At 71.0% G+C, this 20165-nt stretch carries 22 protein-coding genes, 1 tRNA gene and 1 pseudogene; 12 read left to right on the top strand and 12 right to left on the bottom strand.

What is annotated here, in order from left to right:
• Nucleotides 1-80 precede the first annotated feature (80 nt).
• Nucleotides 81-857 (top strand): LLM class flavin-dependent oxidoreductase, encoded by a 777-nt coding sequence (locus ACIBI9_RS10705; protein ID WP_397221723.1) that lies wholly within the window; start codon nt 81-83, stop codon nt 855-857.
• Nucleotides 858-892: 35 nt separating this feature from the next.
• Nucleotides 893-1285, top strand: coding sequence for a DUF3224 domain-containing protein (locus ACIBI9_RS10700; RefSeq protein ID WP_397221722.1), 393 nt, complete (start codon nt 893-895; stop codon nt 1283-1285).
• Nucleotides 1286-1670: 385 nt separating this feature from the next.
• Here ACIBI9_RS10700 and ACIBI9_RS10695 read toward each other — a convergent pair whose 3' ends face one another.
• Nucleotides 1671-2132: a MarR family winged helix-turn-helix transcriptional regulator gene (locus ACIBI9_RS10695; protein ID WP_397221721.1), complete on the bottom strand. Its 462-nt coding sequence runs from the start codon at nt 2130-2132 to the stop codon at nt 1671-1673.
• Nucleotides 2133-2183: 51 nt separating this feature from the next.
• On the opposite strand from ACIBI9_RS10695, the gene ACIBI9_RS10690 reads away from it, so the two are divergent.
• Nucleotides 2184-4310, top strand: coding sequence for an LLM class flavin-dependent oxidoreductase (locus tag ACIBI9_RS10690; protein WP_397221720.1), 2127 nt, complete (start codon nt 2184-2186; stop codon nt 4308-4310).
• Nucleotides 4311-5201 (top strand): annotated as a pseudogene (locus ACIBI9_RS10685) (LLM class flavin-dependent oxidoreductase); the annotation flags it as partial.
• Between the two features lie 56 nt (nt 5202-5257).
• On the opposite strand, the gene ACIBI9_RS10680 reads toward ACIBI9_RS10685, so the two are convergent.
• Both ACIBI9_RS10680 and ACIBI9_RS10675 read right to left on the bottom strand, forming a co-directional pair.
• On the bottom strand, nt 5258-6616 hold the full coding sequence (locus ACIBI9_RS10680; RefSeq protein ID WP_397221719.1) for a 5'-nucleotidase C-terminal domain-containing protein: 1359 nt from the start codon (nt 6614-6616) through the stop codon (nt 5258-5260).
• 128 nt (nt 6617-6744) lie between these two features.
• Complete coding sequence (locus ACIBI9_RS10675) at nt 6745-7161, bottom strand: hemerythrin domain-containing protein (RefSeq protein WP_397221718.1); 417 nt, start codon at nt 7159-7161, stop codon at nt 6745-6747.
• Between the two features lie 22 nt (nt 7162-7183).
• Here ACIBI9_RS10675 and ACIBI9_RS10670 point away from each other — a divergent pair, with 22 nt between their 5' ends.
• Entirely contained in the window at nt 7184-7822 is a 639-nt protein-coding gene (locus ACIBI9_RS10670; protein ID WP_397221717.1) for a TetR/AcrR family transcriptional regulator, read from the top strand.
• A 13-nt stretch (nt 7823-7835) separates the two neighbouring features.
• On the opposite strand, the gene ACIBI9_RS10665 is transcribed toward ACIBI9_RS10670, so the two are convergent.
• Nucleotides 7836-9122: an RNA-guided endonuclease InsQ/TnpB family protein gene (locus ACIBI9_RS10665; RefSeq protein ID WP_397221716.1), complete on the bottom strand. Its 1287-nt coding sequence runs from the start codon at nt 9120-9122 to the stop codon at nt 7836-7838.
• Nucleotides 9123-9512: 390 nt separating this feature from the next.
• On the opposite strand from ACIBI9_RS10665, the gene ACIBI9_RS10660 reads away from it, so the two are divergent.
• Nucleotides 9513-10601: a methyltransferase gene (locus ACIBI9_RS10660; RefSeq protein ID WP_397221715.1), complete on the top strand. Its 1089-nt coding sequence runs from the start codon at nt 9513-9515 to the stop codon at nt 10599-10601.
• Between the two features lie 9 nt (nt 10602-10610).
• Here ACIBI9_RS10660 and ACIBI9_RS10655 read toward each other — a convergent pair whose 3' ends face one another.
• Nucleotides 10611-11582, bottom strand: coding sequence for a helix-turn-helix domain-containing protein (locus tag ACIBI9_RS10655; RefSeq protein WP_397221713.1), 972 nt, complete (start codon nt 11580-11582; stop codon nt 10611-10613).
• Between ACIBI9_RS10655 and ACIBI9_RS10650 the strand changes: the two genes are divergently transcribed.
• The 3 genes from ACIBI9_RS10650 to ACIBI9_RS10640 all read left to right on the top strand — a co-directional run bounded on the left by ACIBI9_RS10650 (nt 11524) and on the right by ACIBI9_RS10640 (nt 14772).
• The gene (locus ACIBI9_RS10650; protein ID WP_397221712.1) at nt 11524-12645 is read left to right on the top strand and encodes a type III polyketide synthase; all 1122 of its coding nucleotides are present in this window, start codon (nt 11524-11526) and stop codon (nt 12643-12645) included. The two genes, ACIBI9_RS10655 and ACIBI9_RS10650, sit on opposite strands and share 59 nt — an antisense overlap.
• Nucleotides 12642-13145, top strand: coding sequence for an isoprenylcysteine carboxyl methyltransferase family protein (locus ACIBI9_RS10645; protein ID WP_397221711.1), 504 nt, complete (start codon nt 12642-12644; stop codon nt 13143-13145). Before ACIBI9_RS10650 ends, ACIBI9_RS10645 begins: the two co-directional genes overlap by 4 nt.
• Before the next feature lie 151 nt (nt 13146-13296).
• Complete coding sequence (locus ACIBI9_RS10640) at nt 13297-14772, top strand: von Willebrand factor type A domain-containing protein (protein WP_397221710.1); 1476 nt, start codon at nt 13297-13299, stop codon at nt 14770-14772.
• Nucleotides 14773-14778: 6 nt separating this feature from the next.
• Here the strand turns inward: ACIBI9_RS10640 and ACIBI9_RS10635 are convergent, their stop codons facing one another.
• A complete protein-coding gene (locus tag ACIBI9_RS10635) occupies nt 14779-15252 on the bottom strand; it encodes an EF-hand domain-containing protein (RefSeq protein ID WP_397221708.1) in 474 nt (157 codons plus the stop codon).
• A gap of 75 nt (nt 15253-15327) precedes the next feature.
• Complete coding sequence (locus tag ACIBI9_RS10630) at nt 15328-16011, bottom strand: tRNA-dependent cyclodipeptide synthase (protein WP_397221707.1); 684 nt, start codon at nt 16009-16011, stop codon at nt 15328-15330.
• 105 nt (nt 16012-16116) lie between these two features.
• Here ACIBI9_RS10630 and ACIBI9_RS10625 point away from each other — a divergent pair.
• Nucleotides 16117-16189 (top strand) — tRNA-Ala (locus ACIBI9_RS10625).
• A 21-nt stretch (nt 16190-16210) separates the two neighbouring features.
• On the opposite strand, the gene ACIBI9_RS10620 is transcribed toward ACIBI9_RS10625, so the two are convergent.
• Nucleotides 16211-16351, bottom strand: a complete 141-nt coding sequence (locus ACIBI9_RS10620; protein WP_397221706.1) for a hypothetical protein — start codon at nt 16349-16351, stop codon at nt 16211-16213.
• 37 nt (nt 16352-16388) lie between these two features.
• On the bottom strand, nt 16389-16985 hold the full coding sequence (locus ACIBI9_RS10615; RefSeq protein WP_397221705.1) for a TetR/AcrR family transcriptional regulator: 597 nt from the start codon (nt 16983-16985) through the stop codon (nt 16389-16391).
• Between the two features lie 84 nt (nt 16986-17069).
• Between ACIBI9_RS10615 and ACIBI9_RS10610 the strand changes: the two genes are divergently transcribed.
• Nucleotides 17070-17303, top strand: a complete 234-nt coding sequence (locus ACIBI9_RS10610) for a hypothetical protein (protein WP_397221703.1) — start codon at nt 17070-17072, stop codon at nt 17301-17303.
• A gap of 38 nt (nt 17304-17341) precedes the next feature.
• On the top strand, nt 17342-18241 hold the full coding sequence (locus tag ACIBI9_RS10605) for a GNAT family N-acetyltransferase (protein ID WP_397221702.1): 900 nt from the start codon (nt 17342-17344) through the stop codon (nt 18239-18241).
• On the opposite strand, the gene ACIBI9_RS10600 is transcribed toward ACIBI9_RS10605, so the two are convergent.
• The 3 genes from ACIBI9_RS10600 to ACIBI9_RS10590 form a co-directional block, all read right to left on the bottom strand.
• Complete coding sequence (locus ACIBI9_RS10600) at nt 18180-19082, bottom strand: pyridoxamine 5'-phosphate oxidase family protein (protein WP_397221701.1); 903 nt, start codon at nt 19080-19082, stop codon at nt 18180-18182. The two genes, ACIBI9_RS10605 and ACIBI9_RS10600, sit on opposite strands and share 62 nt — an antisense overlap.
• A complete protein-coding gene (locus tag ACIBI9_RS10595; RefSeq protein ID WP_397221700.1) occupies nt 19082-19525 on the bottom strand; it encodes a VOC family protein in 444 nt (147 codons plus the stop codon). Before ACIBI9_RS10595 ends, ACIBI9_RS10600 begins: the two co-directional genes overlap by 1 nt.
• Nucleotides 19526-19601: 76 nt before the next feature.
• Nucleotides 19602-20165: a CGNR zinc finger domain-containing protein gene (locus ACIBI9_RS10590; protein WP_397221698.1), complete on the bottom strand. Its 564-nt coding sequence runs from the start codon at nt 20163-20165 to the stop codon at nt 19602-19604.

Genomic DNA, 20165 nt, shown 5'->3' with positions numbered 1-20165 from the left:
GGGCATGCTCCCCCGGATGTAGGAGACCACCGCCCCGGGGGACGATGTCGCCGGGGCGTGGATCCGCGATGGTTGGTGGCATGACCGATCACCCGTTCAGGTTCGGCGCGGTCGCCGGACATGCCACCGACGCCGGCGCGTGGACCGGCCTGGCCCGCAGGGCGGAGAGCCTCGGCTACTCGACGCTGCTGGTGCCCGACACGCTCGGCACGCTGTCGCCGTTCGTCGCCGCCGCCGTGGCCGCGACGGCCACGACGACCCTGCGCGTCGGCACGTTCGTGCTGAGCGCCGCCAACCGGACTCCCGAGGCCGTGGCGTGGGAGACCGCCACCCTGCACACGCTCACCGACGGGCGCTTCGAGCTGGGCCTGGGCGCCGGACGCCCGGACGCGGAGCGGGACGCCGCGACGCTCGGCGTCGGGTACGGCACGCCCGGCCAGCGCATCGAGCGCGTCGCCCAGACCATCGACGCGGTCAAGGGCGTACGGGTCCTGGTTGCCGCGTCCGGGACCAGGCTTCTCAAGCTCGCCGCCCAGAAGGCCGACACCGTGGCGCTCGGCCTGCCGCCGCACTACACGGAGGATCAGGTGGCGGCGAAGCTGGACGAGCTGTACGAGCTGGCCGGCGACCGCTTCCACGACCTGGAGCTCAGCATGAACCTCGCGGCCGCCGGGGCCGAGCCGCCCTCCTGGCTGAGCGTCCCGGCCGGCGGCACCGGCGTCCTGCTGGGCACCCCGGACGAGATGGCGGACACGCTGCGCAGGCGCCGCGACAGGCTCGGCGTCTCGTACGTGTCGGTGAACGCCCAGTACCTGGACGAGTTCGCGCCGGTGGTCGAGCGCCTCGCCGGTACCTGACGGGATCTGACAGGTACGACCGGCACGATGGAGCCATGACCGCCAAGGGAACCTTCGACACCGCAGACTGGGACGCCAAAGCGCCGTTCGTGGAGCGTGACGGCGTCTCGATCGGGCTCGTGACCATGTCCAAGACCTTTCACGGGGACCTGACGGCCACCAGCGTCGTCCACCTGCTGACGGCCTCGACGGAGGTCGAGGACTCGAGGTCGTACGTGGCGCTGGAGCGCATCGAGGGCACTCTCGACGGCCGCGCGGGGGCCTTCGTCGTGCAGCACAACGCGGTCAGCGATCGCGGCGAGCAGTCGCTGAGAATCTCGGTCGTCCCCGACTCGGCCACGGGGGAGTTGCGGGGGCTCAGGGGTGAGATGGACATCATCATCGCCCCTGACGGCTCGCACTCCTACACATTCGACTTCACCCTCTGAAGCGCCACGACCAGCAGCGCCACGGCGCCCAGCCCGAACACCACGTGGCCGGCGAGATCGAGCCCGGGTGACGAACACCAGCCCGGCGACCAGCGCCGCCCCGAGCATCAGCCACGGTGACGGCGCCCGCCCGGCGGCCCGGCCGCGGCAGCCGGAAGTTCCCAGCACGGCCAGCGCCGCCGCCACGCCCAGGCCGACCTTGCCCAGCCACGGGGTGGTCCGCCGCGTCGGGGTTGAAGAGCGACATCGTCATGATGCCCTCCTCGAACACGCCGTAGGCGAGGGCCATGAGCACGATGCTCGGCCACGCCGAGCCCCTTCCTGCGGGCCACCTCCCGGATCACCACCGCGGCGCCGCCGTAGGTGGGGGCGAGCAGGAGCAGGCCTATGCCTGGTGCTCCTCGTCCGTGAGCCGGCCTAGCACGGTCTCGGCGATGTCGCCCAGCGCCTCCAGCTGGCCCGGGGTCAGCACGTCGACGACGTAGCGCCGTACGGCCCGCTCGTGGTGGAGCCTGGCCTCGGCGGCGAGCCGGCGGCCCTCCTCGGTGACCCGGATGACCGACCCCCGGTTGTCCTCCTCGCACTCGGCGCGCGTGACCAGCCCGCGCTGCTCCATGCGCCGCAGCTGGTGGGACAGGCGGCTCTTCTCCCATGCCAGCCCGCACCGCAGCGCCAGCGCCCGCATCGACTCGTCGGGCGACTCGGTGAGGTGGGCGAGGATCTCGTAGTCGGCTTCCGACAGGCCGGTGGAGCCGGCGAGCTCCCGGTTGATCCGCCCGGTGAGCTGCACGCGCATGCGCTGATAGCTGGCCCAGTGGGCCGCCTGACGGGTGGAGAGCGAGGACATGACGACAGTCTAGTATGGTTGATGCATCAACCTTTTCTGGAGAGGGCTCGGATGAACTACGGCCATCCACTGACGTTCGGCACGTTCATCACCCCCGGAGCCGACGCCGTGTCGCTGGCGGTCCGGAGTGAGGAACTGGGGTACGACCTGGTCACCTTTCCGGATCATCCCGACACGTTCGACACGTGGACGCTCCTGTCGTGGGTGGCCGGACGGACCTCGAGGGTGGGCCTGTCGGCCAACGTCCTGAACCTCCCGCTGCGCCCGCCCGCCGTGCTCGCCCGCGCGGCGGCCAGCCTCGACCTGCTGTCCGGCGGCCGGTTGTCGCTCGCGCTGGGCGCAGGGGCGGGGGCCGCTGAGGGGGCCGGCGAGGCGATCGAGGTGATCCGCGGCATGTGGGACGCGGACGGCGGGCCGCTGAGCTTCGACGGCGAGCACTACCGGATCGGTGGCGCGCAGCCGGGGCCGCCGGCCGCGCACGACGTGCCGATCTGGCTGGGCGCGGGCGACGCGCGGGCGCTGCGGCTGGTGGGGGAGCGGGCGGACGGCTGGCTGGTCACCCTCGACGAGGGCGCGCCGGACCGGATCAGGGCGGGGAACAAGCTCATCGACGAGGCTGCGATGGCGGCCGGCCGCGATCCCCGGGAGATCCGCCGGCTGGTCAACGTCTCGGCGCGGTCCGGCGTGGAGGAGCTTCTCCCGCTGGCTCTCGAGGACGGGATCGGGACGTTCATCCTCATGTCGGACGACCCCGAGGCCATCGAGCGGTTCGCGCTGGAGGTGGCGCCCGCGCTGCGCGAGGCCGTGGGACCGACCGGCCGTCAGCTGCGCCGCGCGTCCGTGCGCGCCCTTCGGCGAGCCGGGATCGACTACGAACGGGTGCCCGTGTCCCTGCCGGTGATCGAGCCGGGCGACCCGGGGTATTCGCGGGTCAGGTCGACGTACCTGCGGGGCGGCGCGCCGGGGCTGGTCATCCGGCCGGGCGACGCCGGCCAGGTGGCCGAGGCGCTGGCGTTCGCGCGGGCCCACCCGCACCTGCCGTTGGGGGTGCGCAGCGGCGGCCACGGGATCAGCGGCCGCTCCACCAACGACGGCGGCATCGTCGTCGACGTGTCCGGGCTCGACTCCATCGAGGTGCTCGACCGGGAGAGCCGCCTGGTCAGGATCGGGCCGGGAGCGCGCTGGACGGACGTCGCCGCGGCCCTGGAGCCGTACGGGTGGGCGCTCAGCTCCGGCGACTACGGCGGGGTCGGCGTCGGCGGCCTGGCCACCGCCGGCGGCCTCGGGTTCCTGGCCCGCGACCACGGCCTGACCATCGACCACCTGCGCGCCGTCGAGATGGTGCTCGCCGACGGCTCGGCGGTGCGGGCGAGCGAGACGGAGAACGCGGACCTGTTCTGGGCGGTACGCGGCGCGGGCGCGAACTTCGGCGTCGTCACGGCGTTCGAGTTCCAGGTGGACGAGGTCGGCGACGTCGGATGGGCGCAGCTCGTCATGGACGCCCGGGACACGGCCACGTTCCTCGAGGGGTGGGGCGCGGTCCAGGAGGCGGCCCCGCGCGACCTGACGAGCTTCCTCATCGTGAGCCCGCCGCGCGCGGGCCGCCCGGCGACCGGGCACGTGATGGCCATGGTCAACGCGGGTGTCCCGGAGACCGTCATCGACCGGCTCCAGCCGCTGGCGGACATCGCCCCGCTGCTCGACCAGCAGGTCGTGATCACCTCGTACGCCGCCGTCATGGCCAACGCGGCCGGCGACGGCCACAACGGCCAGGGGGAGCCGGTCACCCGCTCCGGGCTGGTCGAGCACATCACCCCGGAGTTCGCCGCCGCCGCGACGCGGCTGATCCACAGCGGCGCGGTGTACTTCTTCCAGATCCGCTCGGTCGGCGGCGCGGTGGCCGACGTCCCCGCGGACGCCACCGCCTACGCCCACCGCTCCGCCAATTTCTCGGTCATCGCCTTCGGGGCGAACCGGCAGCGGGTGGACAAGGAATGGGCCCGGCTGGAGCCGTACGTCAACGGCCTCTACCTCAGCTTCGAGACCGACGGGCGCCCCGAGCGGCTGGGCGACGCGTTCCCGCCGCGCACCCTGCGGCGGTTGCGCGAGCTCAAGGCGCGGTACGACCCGGACAACGTCTTCCGCGACAACTTCAACATCCGACCTGAGGAGTCATAGATGACCGACTACGGGCACGACCTGCTGTTCGGCGCGTTCGTCACACCCACGGCGCAGCCCTCCGCCCACGCGGTGGAGCTGGCCGTGGCGGCCGACCGCGCCGGCCTGGACCTGGTGACGTTCCAGGATCACCCGTACCAGCCGAAATTCCTCGACACCTGGACCCTGCTGTCCTACGTCGCCGCCCGCACCGAGCGCGTCCGGCTCAGCGGCAACGTGCTCAACCTGCCGCTGCGGCACCCGGCCGTCCTGGCCCGCAGCGCGGCCAGCCTGGACCTGCTCAGCGGCGGCCGCTTCGAGCTGGGCATCGGCGCGGGCGGGTTCTGGGACGCCATCGAGGCCATGGGCGGCCGGCGGCTGTCTCCCGGCCAGGCCGTGGACGCGCTGGAGGAGGCGATCCGGATCTTCCGCGAGATCTGGGCGGCCGACGAGCCGGGCGGCGTCCGGGTGGACGGAGAGTACTACCAGGTCAAAGGCGCCAAACGCGGGCCCGCTCCGGCCCATGACATCGGGATCTGGCTCGGCGCCTACAAGCCGAAGATGCTCAAGCTGACCGGCCGCGCCGCCGACGGCTGGCTGCCGTCGCTGTCCTACCTGCAGGGCGGCCCCGGCGACCTCACGGAGGGCAACAAGCACATCGACGAGGCCGCGCTGTCCGCCGGCCGCTCGCCCGCCGACGTCCGCCGGCTGCTGAACCTCTCGGGCCGCTTCGCGAGCTCCAGCCGGGGCCTGCTCGACGGGCCGCCGGACCAGTGGGCCGAAGAGCTCGCCGGCCTCGCCCTGGACCACGGCGTCAGCACGTTCATCCTGATGGCGGACGAGCCGTCGGTGGTGGAGCTGTTCGCGGCCGAGGTCGCTCCGGCCACCCGCGAGCTCGTCACCGCCGAACGCGGCAACTGACCGCCGGGCGGAACACGCTCCGCCCGGCGATCGCTACTGATGACGCCTTACCGGACGGTGACGCGGTCGCCCGCGGGCGCGCGGACCGGCGAGTGGTTGGCGATGTACGACGCCAGCGCCCCCGTGTCGTCCGGCCCGCCGTAGTACACGCCGGTGGCCCCCTGCCAGGCGGGGAAGCCCTCCATGCCGCCCATGAGATTGTAGTTGGCGGCGATCTTGATCACCTGGGTGTCGGACACCGGAGCGCCGTTCAGCGTGAGCTCGGTGACCACCCCGTCGGTCAGCGTGTAGTGCATCGAGGCGGACGGGGTCAGCACTCCGATCGTCGGGTTCGCGTGCGCCAGCAGCTTCTTGAGCTGTGCGCCGGTCATCCCGTAGACGTCCACGGCGAACCCGGCGGGCTGGATGTTCCACAGCTCCTCGAAGGTGACCGGCCCCGCCTTCAGGTCCCACCGGACCGCACGCTTGCTGACGAGGGCGACCTGCGCGCCGGAGAGCGCCTGGACCGCTTCGAGCTGGGCGTCGGCGATCAGCTCGGCCAGCGGCCCGCCCATGCCGGTCCGGGAGATGTCCTCGGCGGCGACGCCGAACGAGGCGCCGTCGCCCGGCGTGCCGCACTTGAAGTAGTAGATGATGGTGGACTTGAGGCCGTTCGGCTGGTTGATCTCGATCTGCACCGAGGACTTGGGCGACTCGAAGTCGTATTCCCACTCGAACGTCTCCAGCACGGTGGTGAAGACGGCGCCGTGGTCGGCCGGCACGTTGACGGTCTTCCACTCCTGCGTGCCGACGACGCGGTACTGAACCGTCTGCGCGCCGGCCGGAAGCCCCTCGAAGGAGCCGTGAATCTTGAAGGTCACCGGGCACTTCGACGCGGTGGTCCGCTCGAAGGCGATGGTGGCCTTGCCGACCAGGTTCTGCGCGGGCGTGTCGGCGTCCTGCCCGGTGGGAGCCGGTGTGGGCGAGCTGACCGGCGTGTCCGCGACCCCGACGGCGGAGGTGGTCACGCTGTCCCACGTGTCGCCCGTGCCCGTCCCGTCACCGGTGCAGGTGACGGAGAACGACGCCTTCCCGGACGTCTTCTTCACCGGGCTGACCACGCGAACCGCGCCCCATCCGCGGGCGTCGCCGGTGACCTTGAGCGACGTGGACAGCCGGATGGTCCTGAGCCCCTTGCCGCCGACCTTGTACGTCCTGGCCCTGCTCCGGTCTCCGTCGCTGAAGGTCCACGCGTACTTCAGCGTCACCGGCGCCTTGACCTTGACCGTGGTGGACAGCGTCACGGCCGTCGGGCAGTCGCCGGAATGAGCCTTCGGGGAAGCGGAGACCGTGCCGAAAGTGACCGGGTCGGGGGCGGCCTGCGCTCCTGAGGCCAGGGTGCCGGATGCCAGGGCGACAGCGGCCACCAGCACCGAAATCCGGCGCCCAACCTTTGTGGATAAACCCACGGGATTCCTCTCTCACGACGTGATGGACGTGGATGAACGAACCCGGACGCTAGCGAAGCACTACGACAATCTTGATCAAAGCCCGGTCAGACCTCGTCCGGGAGGTGTTCCATCGTGTTCAGGATGGGCACCAGCTGCTCCTCCTCGTAGTCCAGGTGTGCCTCCAGCTCGCGGGCCAGGCGGTCGAGCTCGGCCGCCACTCCGTCGCCGTCCTCGTCCAGCAGCAGGCGGATGCGTTCCATGAGCCGCGCCACCACCACGTGTTCCGCCCGCAACCGCTCCAGCGCCTGCGCCAGCTCGGCATGCTCGCCCGCGAGGTGGGGGAAGAGCGCGCCGTCCTCTCCCTCGTGGTGGGCGTGGAGGGCGTCGCAGAAGGCCAGGCAGTGCGTACGCAGGTCCGTCCCGCGCGAGGAGCGCAGGTTCGCCAGGTCGCGCCGGAAACCGTCGTGCAGCTTGATCAGCTCGTCACCCCAGGCGACGAGCCTCGCCGAGTTTTCGTACATGTATAGAAAGTAACATGACAGGATGCCCGCACGTACAGGAAGGCCGCCCAGGATCTCCCGGGCGGAGATCGTGACCGCCGCTCACCGCGTCATAGAGGAGGACGGAGTCGGCGGCCTGACCATGCGCAGGCTCGCCAAGGAGGTGGGCAGCACGGCGATGGCGCTGTACCACCACGTACGCGACAAGGAGGAGCTGCTCCTGCTCCTGCTCGACGACTACGCCGCCGGGATGCCCAGGCCCGAGCTGCCGGACGAGCCGCGCGAGTGCGTGGTGGCCGTGGCCACGGCCATGCGCGAGGGGCTGTCCGGCTGTCCGTGGATCGTGGACGTGCTCAGGGCCGACGACCTGCTCTCCGTAGGCGCGCTCTGGTATCCGGAGAAGATCATCGACGCCGCCGTACGCGCCGGGCTGACGGTCGAGCGGGCCGTGGACGCGTACCGGATCATCTGGCACTACACGGCGGGGGAGATCGGCTCCAGGGCGGCGGCCGGGAAGAGGCGGGCGGAAGGGGGTCCGACGTATCGGGAACGGGTGTTCGCCGAGCTGGATCCCGAAGAGTTCCCGCTGATCAGCGCGGTGGGCGTACGGTGGGAGGAGTTGACCGCGCAGGACACCTACGCCCGGGGGCTGCGCGCCCTGGTGGACGGCCTGTTGCCTTGACCTGCTCCTCCTCTTAAAGAACGAGGATTCCCGTGCTGCCTTCGGCAGCAGCTCGGGGCGTGTTCGTGCCCCGAGCTGTGGTACGGGATGCTTGACGCTTCAGCGACCCAGGCGATCCTGAGTCTCCACGCCCTGAGACGACCAGCCCGGCCGCCTGCCATCTGGCTTTGATGTTCTTGGCGGCGTTCACGTCCGCGTGCTCGACATCACCGCAGGAGGTGCACGTGAAGAGGGCTTGGCTCTTGCGGCTCTTGGTGTCCACCTTCTGACAAACCGAGCACGTTTGTGATGTGTACGCCGGGTCAATCGTGACAATGAGGCTGCCGGTGTAGCGGGCCTTGGCCAGCAGCGCGACCTGCAGCCCGTACCAGCCTTTATCTAGGATGGCCCGGTTTAGGCCGGACTTGGCACCTGCCCCGTTCGATAGAAAGGATCCCGGTCGGCTGGGATCGGGCTTTGGTGCCACGCTCATGGTCATGCGCCGGGTGTTCAGCTCTTCCAAGATCACCACGCTGTAGCGAGCGGTGAGCCGGTGGGCGGTCTGCGCGTTGAAGTCGGCACGCCGCTGGCGGACCCGCCGCATGATCTGTCCTAACGCGGCCTTCGCGGTCTTTCGGCCATGGCTGCCCTTGCCGGTGCGGGCCAGCTGGCGTTGCAGGCGCAGATACCGTTCGGCCTCGCCGGGGCGCAGGTACCCGATTGTCTCCGCTCCCGGGATGGGAGGCTTCAGGCTGGACACCCCTGAACAGGTGGCGTGGCGGCGGTCGAAGAACTCCCCGTCGCTGGTGGCCGCGGCGGTGACCACCCCTCGATCCACCCCGGCAACCCGCTCAGGGCGGGACATTCGGAATCGGGTCCAGCCGAATTTGGGCAGGTATACCCGCCCCCACTTACGGTTGATCTTCTTGACGGGGATCTGGGCGGGGGCTGGGAACCGGAACGAGGACCTTGATCGGGTGCGGCTTTTCCAGCGCACCTTCCAGACCCCGTGCTTGGCGCAGGCTCGATCCAGATCCTTCAGCACCTGCTGTAGCACCTGGGACGGCGCCTCGGCCAGCCAGCCGAACTCGGTTTTGGCGTCCGAGAGCTGGCGGCACTGCTCGGTATAGCCGATGAACGTCCCCCGTTGGCGGTAGGCGCGGCGCTGCTCCAGGGCGGTGTTCCACACACTGCGGCAGATCCCGCCCACCCGTTCAGCCAGCAGGCGCTGCCCAAAGTCGAACTCCAGCCGGTAGCGGCGGCCCGCCAGCATCAGCAGCACCCCCTCCCCGGGCCACTTCACCACCTGACGATCGAACACATTATCGCCTGGCCTATGGAACGGGGACCCGAATACAGACACGGCAGACACGGGTTTCCGCGATGCACGTTCATCTGGTCCTCTTAACCACATATAGTGGAAATGCTCTTCGGCTACGCGGCGCAGCGCTGATGCAGTTTCTGGTCGTACTATGTGGCCTCCTGCGGCGGTGCGCCACTTACGATCATCAAGGCGTACCTTCACCAGCAGACAGCCCGGTCTGAGATCCCAGATCCGTGCTTCGCGCTCCGGGCGGCCTCACCTCCTGCAGGCCGCCCCCTATCGGGGACCACGCTCATCTCAGGCCTAACCGAAGGGCGAAGGCTTTCTGCAGACCATCCGTTAAATGGGTGGCCGCGCGGGCGCGGAGTGTGAAACGGTCGGGTTCTGATGATCCACTGGGCCGAGGCAGGGCAGGAATGGTCGGCGATCTGGCGTTCGGCGCTGGGCGCGCAGCCACCCAGGCGGGTGGTCACGGCCGACGACCGGATGACGGCCGACACCGCTTACCGGCTGGCCTGCGAGGGCACCGCCCTGCTCTGGCAGGGCGACTTCCAGAACGCCCGCCAGCTGCTGACGGCCATGGGGCGCCGGTGCAAGCCCGCCGCCCCCGGCACCGGGTTCCACCGCTACCGCCAGGCCCGGTCCCAGCGCGCCCGCACGCTGGGCATGCTGCTCATCCCGTTCGCGGAGGACCACGTGGTGCCGCTGCGCAGGGCGCCGGACGTGCGCGAGGCGTGCGCCGAGGTGTACGGCGCCGAGGCCCCGCCGGCGGTGGGCCAGCTACGCGAGCTGCTCGGCCTGATCGGGGCCCACGAGTGGCGGCGGAAGGGCGTGTACGTCCCCGCGCTCGGGGCCCGCATCCACCCGCACCACGGCGTGTTCTCGCCGATCAGGGGCGAGTACGTCGACCTGGTCGCGCGGGCGCCGCTGCCCGAAGATCGCCGGCTGGCCTTCGACATCGGCACCGGCACCGGCGTGCTGGCCGCCGTGCTGGCCCAGCGGGGCGTCGGCCACGTCATGGCCACCGACCTCGACCGGCGTTCCGTCGAGTGCGCCGAGGACAACCTCGCTCGCCTCGGGCTGGACGACCGGGTGGAGGTCGTGCGCGCCGATCTCTTCCCGCCCGGCAGGGCGCCGCTGGTCGTGTGCAACCCGCCGTGGTTGCCGGCCAAGCCGGTCTCACCCCTCGACCAGGCCGTTTACGATCCCGGCGGGCGGATGCTGAACGGGTTCCTCGACGGTCTCGCCGGGCATCTGGAGCCGGGCGGCGAAGGCTGGCTCATCCTCTCCGACCTGGCCGAGCACCTCGGCCTGCGCAGCCGGGCCGACCTGCTGGCCGCGTTCGAGCGGGCGGGGCTGCGCGTGGCCGGGCGCCTGGACGTCCCGCCCCGGCACCACCGGCCGAAGGACGAGCAGGACCCGCTGCACGAAGCCCGCGCCGCCGAGGTCACCTCCCTGTGGAGGCTCACGGCCTGAGGCCCGGGCTCACGCGCTGAAGGCCCGCCGGTACGCCGACGGCGACGTCCGCATGGCCCGCGTGAAGTGGTGCCGAAACGTCACCGCGCTCTCGAACCCGACCGCCGCCCCAATCTCCTCCACCGGCGCCCCGGTGGACTCCAGCATCGGCAGGCTGGCCGCCACCCGCTGCGAGATCACCCACCGCAGCGGGCTGGTGCCGGTCTGCCGCCTGAAGTGCCTGATGAACGAGCGCTCCGACATGTGCGCCACCCTGGCCAGGTCCGCCACGGCGATCGGCCCGGCCAGGTGCTCCAGGGCCCACGACATCGCCCTGGCCACCCCGTCGTCGTCCGTCACCGGTGTCACGGCGGCCTGGATGAACTGCGCCTGACCGCCCTCCCGGTGCGGCGGTATGACCAGGCGGCGGGCCACGGAGTTGGCCACGTTCGGCCCGTGGTCGCTGCGTACGAGGTGGACCAGCAGGTCGAGGCCCGCCGCGCTGCCCGCGCTGGTCAGCACGTCGCCGCCGTCCACGTACAGGACCGAGGGGTTGACCCGGACGAGCGGGAAACGCTCCTGGAGCAGCTCGGCGTACTTCCAGTGCGTGGTGGCCTCGCGCCCGTCGAGCAGCCCGGCCGCCGCCAGCGCGAACGCGCCCGAGCAGATCGACACCAGGCGCGCGCCGCGCGAGTGCGCGAGCCGCAGCGCGGACACGAGCGCGGCGGAGACCTCTCCGCGCACGTCCGCCACCCCGGGCACGATCACCGTGTCGGCCTCGGACAGCACGTCCAGACCGTGCGCCGCCTGCATGGTGAACCCGCCCACCACCCGCAGCGGCGCCGGCGTCTCCGCGCACACCGCGAGCGAGTACCACGGGACGTCCAGCTCGGGCCGGGGCAGCCCGAAGAACTCCACGACGCAGCCGAGCTCGAACGGCGCCATGCCGTCGAACGCCAGCGCGGCCACCCGGTGCGGCCTGGAGGGATGCGGCAGGAGCATGCCTCGCATGTTAGCCGCAGCCTTTCAGCGGCAAGAGAGGTATATGCATATATCGGCTGTGCAGACCGTTTTGCCGGATCACCACTACGCACAAGCGGAGATCACCGAGGCGTTCTCCCGGCTGACCGACTGCGACGAGGAGCTGCTGCGCCGATTCCATGCGGCGGCCGGCGTGGAAGGCCGCAATCTCGCGCTCCCGCTGGCCGAATACACCAAGCTCGACTCCTTCACCCGCGCGAACGACACGTACGTCGAAACGGCCCTCGACCTGACCGAACAGGCCGTCAAAGGCGCCCTGAACAAGGCCGGCGTGCGCCCGGAGCGCGTCGATCACCTGCTGCTCTGCTCGACCACCGGCATCGCCACGCCCTCGCTCGACGCCAGGCTGGCCCAGCGGGTGGGGCTGCGGCCGGACGTCAAGCGGGTGCCCGTGTTCGGCCTCGGGTGCGCGGCGGGCGCGTCGGGGCTGTCGCGCCTGCACGACTACCTGCGCGGCTGGCCCGACCACGTCGCGATGCTGGTGTGCGTCGAGCTGTGCTCGCTGACGATCCAGCGGGACGACACCTCGCTCGCGAACCTGGTGGCCAGCGCCCTGTTCGGGGACGGCGCGGCGGCCGTCGTGGCGACCGGGCGCGGCGAGGGCCCCGAGGTCGTCGCCACCCGCAGCCGGCTCTATCCGGACACCGAGCACCTCATGGGCTGGGAGGTCGGGCCGCACGGGTTCCGGATCGTGCTGGACCCGGACCTGACCGCGTTCGTGGAGCAGGTGCTGGCCGGTGACATCAAGGCGTTCCTGGCGGACTACGGCCTGACCGCCGAGCAGGTCGCCACCTGGGTCTGCCACCCCGGCGGCCCCAAGGTCATCGAGACGATCGCGCGGACCCTCGACCTGCCTCCCAAGGCGCTCGATGTGACCTGGCGGTCGCTGCGCGAGCACGGCAACCTGTCCTCGGTCTCGGTGCTCCACGTGCTCCAGGAGACGCGGGGCCGGCCGGGCGCGCCCGCCGTGCTCCTCGCGCTGGGGCCGGGGTTCTCCGCCGAGCTGTTGCTGCTGCACTGGTGAGCGCGTACCTCGTCCTGATCGGGCTGGTCGTCCTGGAGCGGCTGGCCGAGCTGGCGGTGGCCCGCCGCAACCTGGCCTGGGCCAGGTCCAGGGGCGGCGTCGAGTACGGCCGGCGGCACTACCCCTGGATCGTCCTGGCCCACGTGGCGCTCCTCGGGGCGGCGCCCGCCGAGGTGTGGCTGCTAGGCCGCCCCTTCGTCCCGTTGCTGGGCTGGCCGATGCTGGCGGTCGTCGTCCTGGCCCAGGGGCTGCGCTGGTGGTGCGTCGGCACGCTGGGCAGGCAGTGGAACACCCGCGTGGTCGTGGTGCCGGGAATGCCGCTGGTGCACCGGGGGCCGTACCGGTGGCTGCGGCACCCCAACTACGTGGCCGTGGTCGCCGAGGGGCTCGCGCTGCCGCTGGTGCACTCGGCCTGGCTCACCGCGCTGGCCTTCGCCGCCGCCAACGCGGTGCTGCTCACCGTACGGGTGCGGGTGGAGGACGCGGCGTTGTCACGGTAGGGCCACATCCCGACGGCCCGGACCACCCCGGTCACCCCGACTGTCGCATTTGTCGCAACTGATCACGCGTCGATCGCGGTTTGTGCTCGCTTACGTCACCGGCCCGGCCGACGCAGATCAAGTTCCGTCGTAGGGCATGGAGGTGGTTGCAATGAAATTTCGCCCTATAGCGGCGGGGATTGGGATTGTTGCGCTGCTCGCCCTCTCAGCGTGCGGAGGTGGCTCCGGAAGCAAGACCAGCGGTGAACGCGCGGCCGACGCTCCGGCGAACGCGGAACCGGCCCCGGCCCGCCCGTCCGCGTCACCCGCCAAGACGAACAGCGAGGAGGACACGACCACGGCCCAGATCTCCACGTTCGCCCTGGACGTGGACACGGCCTCGTACGGTTATGCCCGGCAGACCCTCCAGGGGGGCCGCTGGCCCGCGCCCGGCGAGATCCGGCCGGAGGAGTGGATCAACGCGTTCCGGCAGGACTACGCGCCGCCGTCGGACGACGGCTTCGCGGTGCACGTGGACGGCGCGAAGCTGCCGGAGCGCGACCAGGCGATCCTGCGCGTGGGCCTGCAGACGCGCGGTTCTGACGCGGCGGCGCGGCGGCCCGCCAACCTCACGTTCGTCGTCGACGTGTCCGGCTCGATGGCCGAGACCGGGCGGCTGGACCTGGTCAAGTCGGCCCTGCTCAAGCTGCTCGAGCAGCTCGCGCCCGGCGACCAGGTGTCGATCGTGTCCTTCAGCGACGACGCCGAGGTGCTGGCGTCGATGACCCCGCTGACCGCGAGGGAGGAGCTGCGAAACGCGGTGAACGAGCTGACCGTCTCGGGCGGCACCAACCTCTCGGCCGGGCTCGTCGCCGGCTACCAGGAGGCGTCCAAGGCGTTCCGCCCCGCCGCCACGAACCGGGTCATCCTGCTCTCCGACGGCCTGGCCAACCAGGGTCCCACCGAGTGGCGTACCATCCTCGGCCAGGTCAAGGAGTACGCGGGCAAGCAGGTCACGCTGCTCACCGTCGGCGTCGGCCGCGACTACGGCGACGAGCTGATGGAGCAGCTGGCCGACAACGGCGACGGCATGGCCGTGTACGTCAGCACCCAGGAGGAGGCCGAGAAGGTCTTCACCACGCAGCTGCCCGCGAACATCGAGCTGCGGGCGCGCGACGCCAAGGCCCAGGTGGTCTTCAACCCGTCGGTGGTGGAGCGCTACCAGCTCATCGGGTACGAGAACCGGGCGCTGAACACGGAGGACTTCCGCGACGACACCCGCGACGGCGGCGAGGTCGGCCCCGGCCACTCGGTCACCGCGCTCTACTCGCTGCATCTCAAGCCGGGCGCCGAGGGGCAGCTCGCCCAGGCCACCGTACGCTGGCAGGACCCCGACACCCGGGCCGCCTCCGAGGCGAGCAAGTCGCTGCGGGCCGACGAGCTGGCCGCGTCGCTGGACAAGGCGCCGGTCAGGTTCCAGGTGGACGTGGTGGTGGCCGCGTTCGCGGTCTACCTGCGGGACCGGAAGGCGTTCGGCATGGACCTGCCCGAGCTCAAGGAGCAGGCCGCCCGGCTGGCGCCGGCCACCGAGGACCCGATGGTGTCGGAGCTGGTCCAGCTCATCGACCAGGCCCGATCGGTGGGGTGAGAGGCTTCAGCCGAGTATGGGGGCGGCGGTGGCGGAGCTGTAGTAGAAGTCGTACATCGCCTGGGCGAACCCGTCCTTCGACACGTGCGCGACCTTGTTGCCGCGCAGCCGATCGAACGACGCCCGTGACGCCGCCCCCGCCACGTCGTACGCCGACCACAGGCGCAGGAACTCGGCCCGGTCGAGCCGCTCGTCGCCGTCGGCGTCGAGGGCGTCCCAGAGGGCGTCGGTGATCGGCCTGACCACGTTGGCCACGAACTTGGCGCGGTCGCGCCCGGGAGCCAGGGCGTAGCCGATGTAGGACTCCCTGCTGATGCGGCCCTCGGGGTCGGTGCCGATGTTGCGGACGGCGTACTGCCAGACCCGCTCGTACGCGTCCGTTACCCGCTGTGCGTCCTGCCCGCGGAGCCCGAGCCGGGCGCACAGCGCGGAGGCGACCACGGTCATGTCGCGGTGGTCGAGGTAGCCGTTGTGATCCATGTCGCTCGTGTCAAACGCATGTCCAGCATTTCGAGCATCCGCATCCATAGCCGGCCACCTCTGGTGACGATGTATTTACATGGCGTTACTGAGATGGTGGGCGGGCCGGGCGGCCTGTGTCAATGCGGTGGAGACGAATCCCTGCGTGGGCGCCGGGCGCACGGGCAGCAGGCCGGCGTAGAGCAGGTCCACCATCGGCATCGGCCGGGGGTAACAGAACACCGACGAGCCCGTGCCGAGGATCGACGGGGTGTCGATCACGAAGGGCAGCTCGGCCAGGAGGAACGGCAGGGCGTTCTCGGCCTGCTCGCGGGAGAGCTCTCGCGTGCCGACGATCGGCCGTACCGCGTCCATGCAGTGTTCCCTGAAGACCGGATCGGTGGCGAACAGCCGCTCCAGTCGCGTCCTCGCGCCGTCGTAGGCCGGGTCGGCGGCCAGTTCGTTCCAGTCGAACACGGTGGCGTCGGGCGGGTCGAGGAAGTCGAGCGCGCGGATCACCCGGTTGCGCGTGTTGTTGGCCGCCGCCCTCGCCTTGGCCCCCGCCTTGGCCGCCGGACAACCCCTGGCGACCAGGGTCCCGGCCAGCTCGACGCCGGGCACGAGGACGTGGACCCGCGCGAACGTCCGGGTCGCCCAGTCGAGGAGGTGCCTGATGGTGAGAGGGGTGAAGTAGCCGTTGAGCGCGCTGACGCCGATCACGGCATGCTCGCGGTCGTCGAGGATCTGGGCGCATCGCGGGGTCAGGGGTAGTGGTTGCACGCTGAACACGGCAACGGACAGTAGCAAGCTTTTACTCTGCGTATGCTTACTTTTTAACGTGTGCTTGAGGGGTCCGTAAGTCGGCTACACTCGTACACGCAGCAAGGGGCTATGGCGCAGTTGGTAGCGCGCCTCCATGGCATGGAGGAGGTCTGGGGTTCGAATCCCCATAGCTCCACCCCGACCCGACCGCCTCTACTCACCTCGGTGAGCAGGGGCGGTTTTGCGTTGTGTCCTGGTGGGTCAGGTAGAGCTGGCCGAGCCGGTCGATGCGCCAGAGCCGGCCGAGCGTGATCAGCGTGGCGCCGAACACCGCCGGCCAGACGACGACCAGGCCCACCGGGACGAGGGCCCACCAGCCGATCCACTCCCTGCGTTCATGCGATGAGCCCCCTGGCCAGCGCGTTGATGGTGGCCTCGACCACCTGGGGGTGGTCGGGCCCGAACCTGTCGCGGTCGAGCACCAGCAGGCCGGCCGTGCGCAGCACGCCGACCAGGACCTCGGGCGGGACGTCCGCGACGATGACGCCGTCGGCCTGCCCCCGGGCGAGGTAGTCGATCAGCGGTGTCAGCAGGTGGGGCGTGACGCGGGCGACCTCCTCGGCCCCGACCCTGCGCGCCACCGCCTCCAGCTCCTCGGGCCGGGTGAGCAGGCGCCGGTAGAACGGGTCGGTGGTGAGCACGTCGATCAACTCGCGCATGATGTGGACGAGCGCCTCGACGCCGGGCGGCCGGTCCAGGGCGGCGGCCAGCCGCTTGCCGAGCACGGGCGCCCTGCGGATCATCACCTCCTTGTACAGCTCCTCCTTGGACTCGAAGAACGCGTAGAAGCTGCCCTTGGCGATGCCCGAGGCCGCGACCAGCTCGTCGAGCGAGGTCTTCTTCAGGCCCTGGGTGGCGAAGAGCTCTTCGGCGGTCTCGAGCAGGGACGCGGTGATGCGCGCCCGGTCCTCCGCCGTGAATGCCACAGCCATGTATGTCCCTATGACTGGATCGAATATTCAGTCATAGCCTAGCATTCCTGGAGTTGTCGAATGCGTGTTCGTATAATGAAGGGTATGGATATCGACACGCAGGACCTGCCCGAGCTCTGGCGCCCGCCCGTCGTGGAGCACGCCACGGCGGCCCGCTACCTGCTGGCCTGGGGCGACGACGCCGAAGGGGCGCGATGGGGATTCCTGCTCTGGCCGCCGCAGGCGAGCGAGGGCGCGCGATGGGTGCACTGGGAGGAGATCCGCCCGGTCACGGGGGAGGACTACAGCGCGGTGCCGATCGCGGGTCCGTGGATGTGACCTCGCCAAGAAGGGATTCTCTGACTAAGGTCAGAGATATGGACGGTGCGGCGATCGGGCAGGTGCGCAGGTTCCAGCGGACCGTGACGCAGCGGATCGGGGCGCTCAACGACAGGTTCCTGGCCAGGGACCGGGCGCTCGGGCAGTCGCGGGTGCTCTGGGAGATCGGAGCGGAGGGCAGCGAGGTGCGCGCCCTGCGGACGCGGCTCGACCTCGACTCCGGCTACCTGAGCAGGCTACTGCGGTCGCTGGAGGCCGACGGGCTGGTGGCCGTCGACGACGGCGGCTCCGACGGCCGGGTTCGCACGGCCCGGCTCACGCCTGCGGGGCTCGCCGAGCGGGAGGAGCTGGATCGCAGGTCCGACGAGGCGGCGGCGGCCATCCTCGATCCGCTCACCGACGCGCAGCGCGACCGCCTCGTGACCGCCATGTCCGAGGTCGAGCGCCTGCTGCTCGCCTCCATGATCGCGGTCGACGTCCTCGACCCGCGCCATCCCGGTGCGCGCCACTGCCTCCAGGCCTACGCCGGCGAGCTGGCCCGCCGGTTCGAGGGCGGCTTCGACCCGGCCCGCAGCATCTCCGCCACCGACGCCGAGCTGCGGCCCCCGGCCGGGATGCTGCTGGTCGCCCTGCTGCACGCCGAGCCGGTCGGGTGCGTGGCGCTCAAGCTCCACCGCGAGGCCGGGTCCGCCGAGATCAAGCGGATGTGGGTGGACCCGGCCGTGCGCGGGTTGGGGCTGGGGCGGCGGCTGCTCGCCGAGGCGGAGGGGAAGGCGGCCGCCCAGGGCGTCCGCACGCTGCGGCTGGAGACCAACCGGGCGCTCACGGAGGCCGTCGCCCTCTATCGGGCGAGCGGCTACCGGGAGGTGGCGGCGTTCAGCGACGAACCATATGCGCATCACTGGTTCGAGAAGCGCCTGCCTCCACCGGGGGGTTGAAGCGGTGATACCCGGGGGCGGTCCAGCCGGCCGACACGGTCCCGCCCAGGTGCGCGTACTCGTCCAGCTCGAAGCGCACCGTCCGCTCATCCCCCCACTCCACCCGGGCCCGGCCCGTGAGCTGCAGCGTCTCTCCACGCTCCCAGTCCACGAACAGCAGCCCGGCCGCCGGGTCCAGCTCCAGGTTGCCCAGCGTCATGTACATCGAGTTGCCCTGGTAGTCCGGGAACTCCAGCGAGCGCGCCCCCGTCATCTGGACGAATCCGGGGTTGCCGCCTCGGTGTGACACGTCCGCCCCGAGCCCTTCGACCCGCGTGGCGATGAAGAACGTGTCCGCCTCCGCGATCCACCTGCGGTGCCGGTCCGGCAGCGCGATCCCGCGTCCCAGCCCCGTAGGCTCGCCCGGAGTGGAGGTGGGGGAGCGGGTCTGGATGTACTTGGGACAGTTCGAGTAGACCTGCTCCGTCCACACCACCAGGGCGTCGCCGGCCCGCACGGCGGTGCCGTTCACGCGCATCCGGCGCCGCGTGTGCGGCTCGATGGCGATCAGGCCGATGTCCCGTTCCCGCTCGAACAGCCCGTGCAGGGGGTCGTCGGCGCCCGGCAGGGCGTGCAGCACGATCGTGCGGTCGTCCGTCGCGGACGCGAACCCCGCGGGGCCCGTGAGCACGCCCGCCCACACGCGCCCGCCGTCGTCGGCCGCACCCAGGACGATCATGTGCTGGTCCAGCAGGAACTCGGCCGCCGGCTCCGGGATCTCCGGACGTGTCCGCGAGCTCCCGTGGTCCTCCAGCCGCACCCCCACCCGGCGCTGCACGGCGACCTCGCCCGGATGCCTCATTAGAAGAACCCGCAGGTCGGCGCGTCGGAGCTGGGCGCGGGCCGGTCACCCGCGCCGTCCGGGGCGAAGATCTCCAGCCGGATGCCGTCGGGGTCGGCGAAGAACACGCCGCCCGACGAGGCGCCCTCGCGGTGCGGCACGACGCCGTCGTGGTAGAGGGTCGCGCCGATCTCCCTGATCACCGTCTCCGCCCGGCGTACCGCGTCGAGGTCCGCCACCTGGAACGACAGGTGGTGCAGCCCCGGCCGGGCGGCCTCGAAGCGGCCCTCGCTCTGCTGCCAGAGCGTCAGCACCAGCGTGCCGTCCTGGGCCAGGAACGCGTACCGGCGGCCGTCCTCCTGCGACTCGCCTGCCACCGTGAAGCCGAAGACACGCGTGTAGAACTCTTTGGACTTGTCGAGATCGGTGACGTTGAGCCCGACATGTCCGGTCTGGAAGGACATCCCACTCTCCTCTAACGCATGCGCGGCCGAGTTGCCGTTAGAAAGAGACTATAACGGCAACCCGGGCTTGCAAACGTTAGATTTTCTTGTGCTCCCTGTAGTGCCTGGCCGCGCGGGCGCGGTTGCCGCAACCCGTCGAGCACCACTCCTGGCGCGGGTGCTCCTTGACGAAATAGAGCACGCAGCGCGGAGCCTGGCAGGTGCGGATCAAGGTGCGGTCCGGCCCCGCGAGGAACTCGACGGCCGCCGTGGCGAGCCGGGCCAGCAACCGCGCGCCGGGGTCGGCCTGCGTCGCGGGCGCGGTGGCGAGGGACGGCTCGCCGTTCCAGCGCAGTTGGGGTGCGGTGGGGGCGGCCAGGGCGGTGGCGTTGACCAGGGCCAGCGACTCCTCGAATCCGGGCAGGCCGGCCGCGTCGGCCCGGCTCGGCGGGCCCGGCGCGACGGCCTTGGCGAGCAGCGCGCGTACGGCCTGGCGCAGGCGCACCGTTTCCTGGCGTAGCTCCTCCGTGACGGTGAGGTCGCCGAGGTCGGGCGCGTGCGTCCGCGCCCAGGCCGTCAGGCCGTCTGTGTCGGACAGCCTGTCGATCAATCCGGACCGCTCGGCCCTGATCGTGCTGACGAATTCGAGGGTCAGGGACAT

The organism is Nonomuraea sp. NPDC050451 (assembly GCF_044458585.1).
The sequence above is the reverse complement of the archived record's forward strand: the minus strand, read 5'-3'. Positions and strand labels throughout refer to the sequence as shown.

Bases quoted from the DNA above. Each gene is read 5' to 3' on its own strand.
- ACIBI9_RS10640 (WP_397221710.1), top strand. From the start codon at position 13,297: ATGAAATTTCGCCCTATAGCGGCGGGGATTGGGATTGTTGCGCTGCTC.
- ACIBI9_RS10610 (WP_397221703.1), top strand. From the start codon at position 17,070: ATGGATATCGACACGCAGGACCTGCCCGAGCTCTGGCGCCCGCCCGTC.
- ACIBI9_RS10655 (WP_397221713.1), bottom strand. From the start codon at position 11,582: ATGCTCCTGCCGCATCCCTCCAGGCCGCACCGGGTGGCCGCGCTGGCG.
- ACIBI9_RS10650 (WP_397221712.1), top strand. From the start codon at position 11,524: ATGCCGTCGAACGCCAGCGCGGCCACCCGGTGCGGCCTGGAGGGATGC.
- ACIBI9_RS10605 (WP_397221702.1), top strand. From the start codon at position 17,342: ATGGACGGTGCGGCGATCGGGCAGGTGCGCAGGTTCCAGCGGACCGTG.
- ACIBI9_RS10595 (WP_397221700.1), bottom strand. From the start codon at position 19,525: ATGTCCTTCCAGACCGGACATGTCGGGCTCAACGTCACCGATCTCGAC.
- ACIBI9_RS10690 (WP_397221720.1), top strand. From the start codon at position 2,184: ATGAACTACGGCCATCCACTGACGTTCGGCACGTTCATCACCCCCGGA.
- ACIBI9_RS10600 (WP_397221701.1), bottom strand. From the start codon at position 19,082: ATGAGGCATCCGGGCGAGGTCGCCGTGCAGCGCCGGGTGGGGGTGCGG.
- ACIBI9_RS10660 (WP_397221715.1), top strand. From the start codon at position 9,513: ATGATCCACTGGGCCGAGGCAGGGCAGGAATGGTCGGCGATCTGGCGT.
- ACIBI9_RS10705 (WP_397221723.1), top strand. From the start codon at position 81: ATGACCGATCACCCGTTCAGGTTCGGCGCGGTCGCCGGACATGCCACC.
- ACIBI9_RS10615 (WP_397221705.1), bottom strand. From the start codon at position 16,985: ATGGCTGTGGCATTCACGGCGGAGGACCGGGCGCGCATCACCGCGTCC.
- ACIBI9_RS10675 (WP_397221718.1), bottom strand. From the start codon at position 7,161: ATGTACGAAAACTCGGCGAGGCTCGTCGCCTGGGGTGACGAGCTGATC.
- ACIBI9_RS10590 (WP_397221698.1), bottom strand. From the start codon at position 20,165: ATGTCCCTGACCCTCGAATTCGTCAGCACGATCAGGGCCGAGCGGTCC.
- ACIBI9_RS10670 (WP_397221717.1), top strand. From the start codon at position 7,184: ATGCCCGCACGTACAGGAAGGCCGCCCAGGATCTCCCGGGCGGAGATC.
- ACIBI9_RS10695 (WP_397221721.1), bottom strand. From the start codon at position 2,132: ATGTCCTCGCTCTCCACCCGTCAGGCGGCCCACTGGGCCAGCTATCAG.
- ACIBI9_RS10700 (WP_397221722.1), top strand. From the start codon at position 893: ATGACCGCCAAGGGAACCTTCGACACCGCAGACTGGGACGCCAAAGCG.
- ACIBI9_RS10635 (WP_397221708.1), bottom strand. From the start codon at position 15,252: ATGGATCACAACGGCTACCTCGACCACCGCGACATGACCGTGGTCGCC.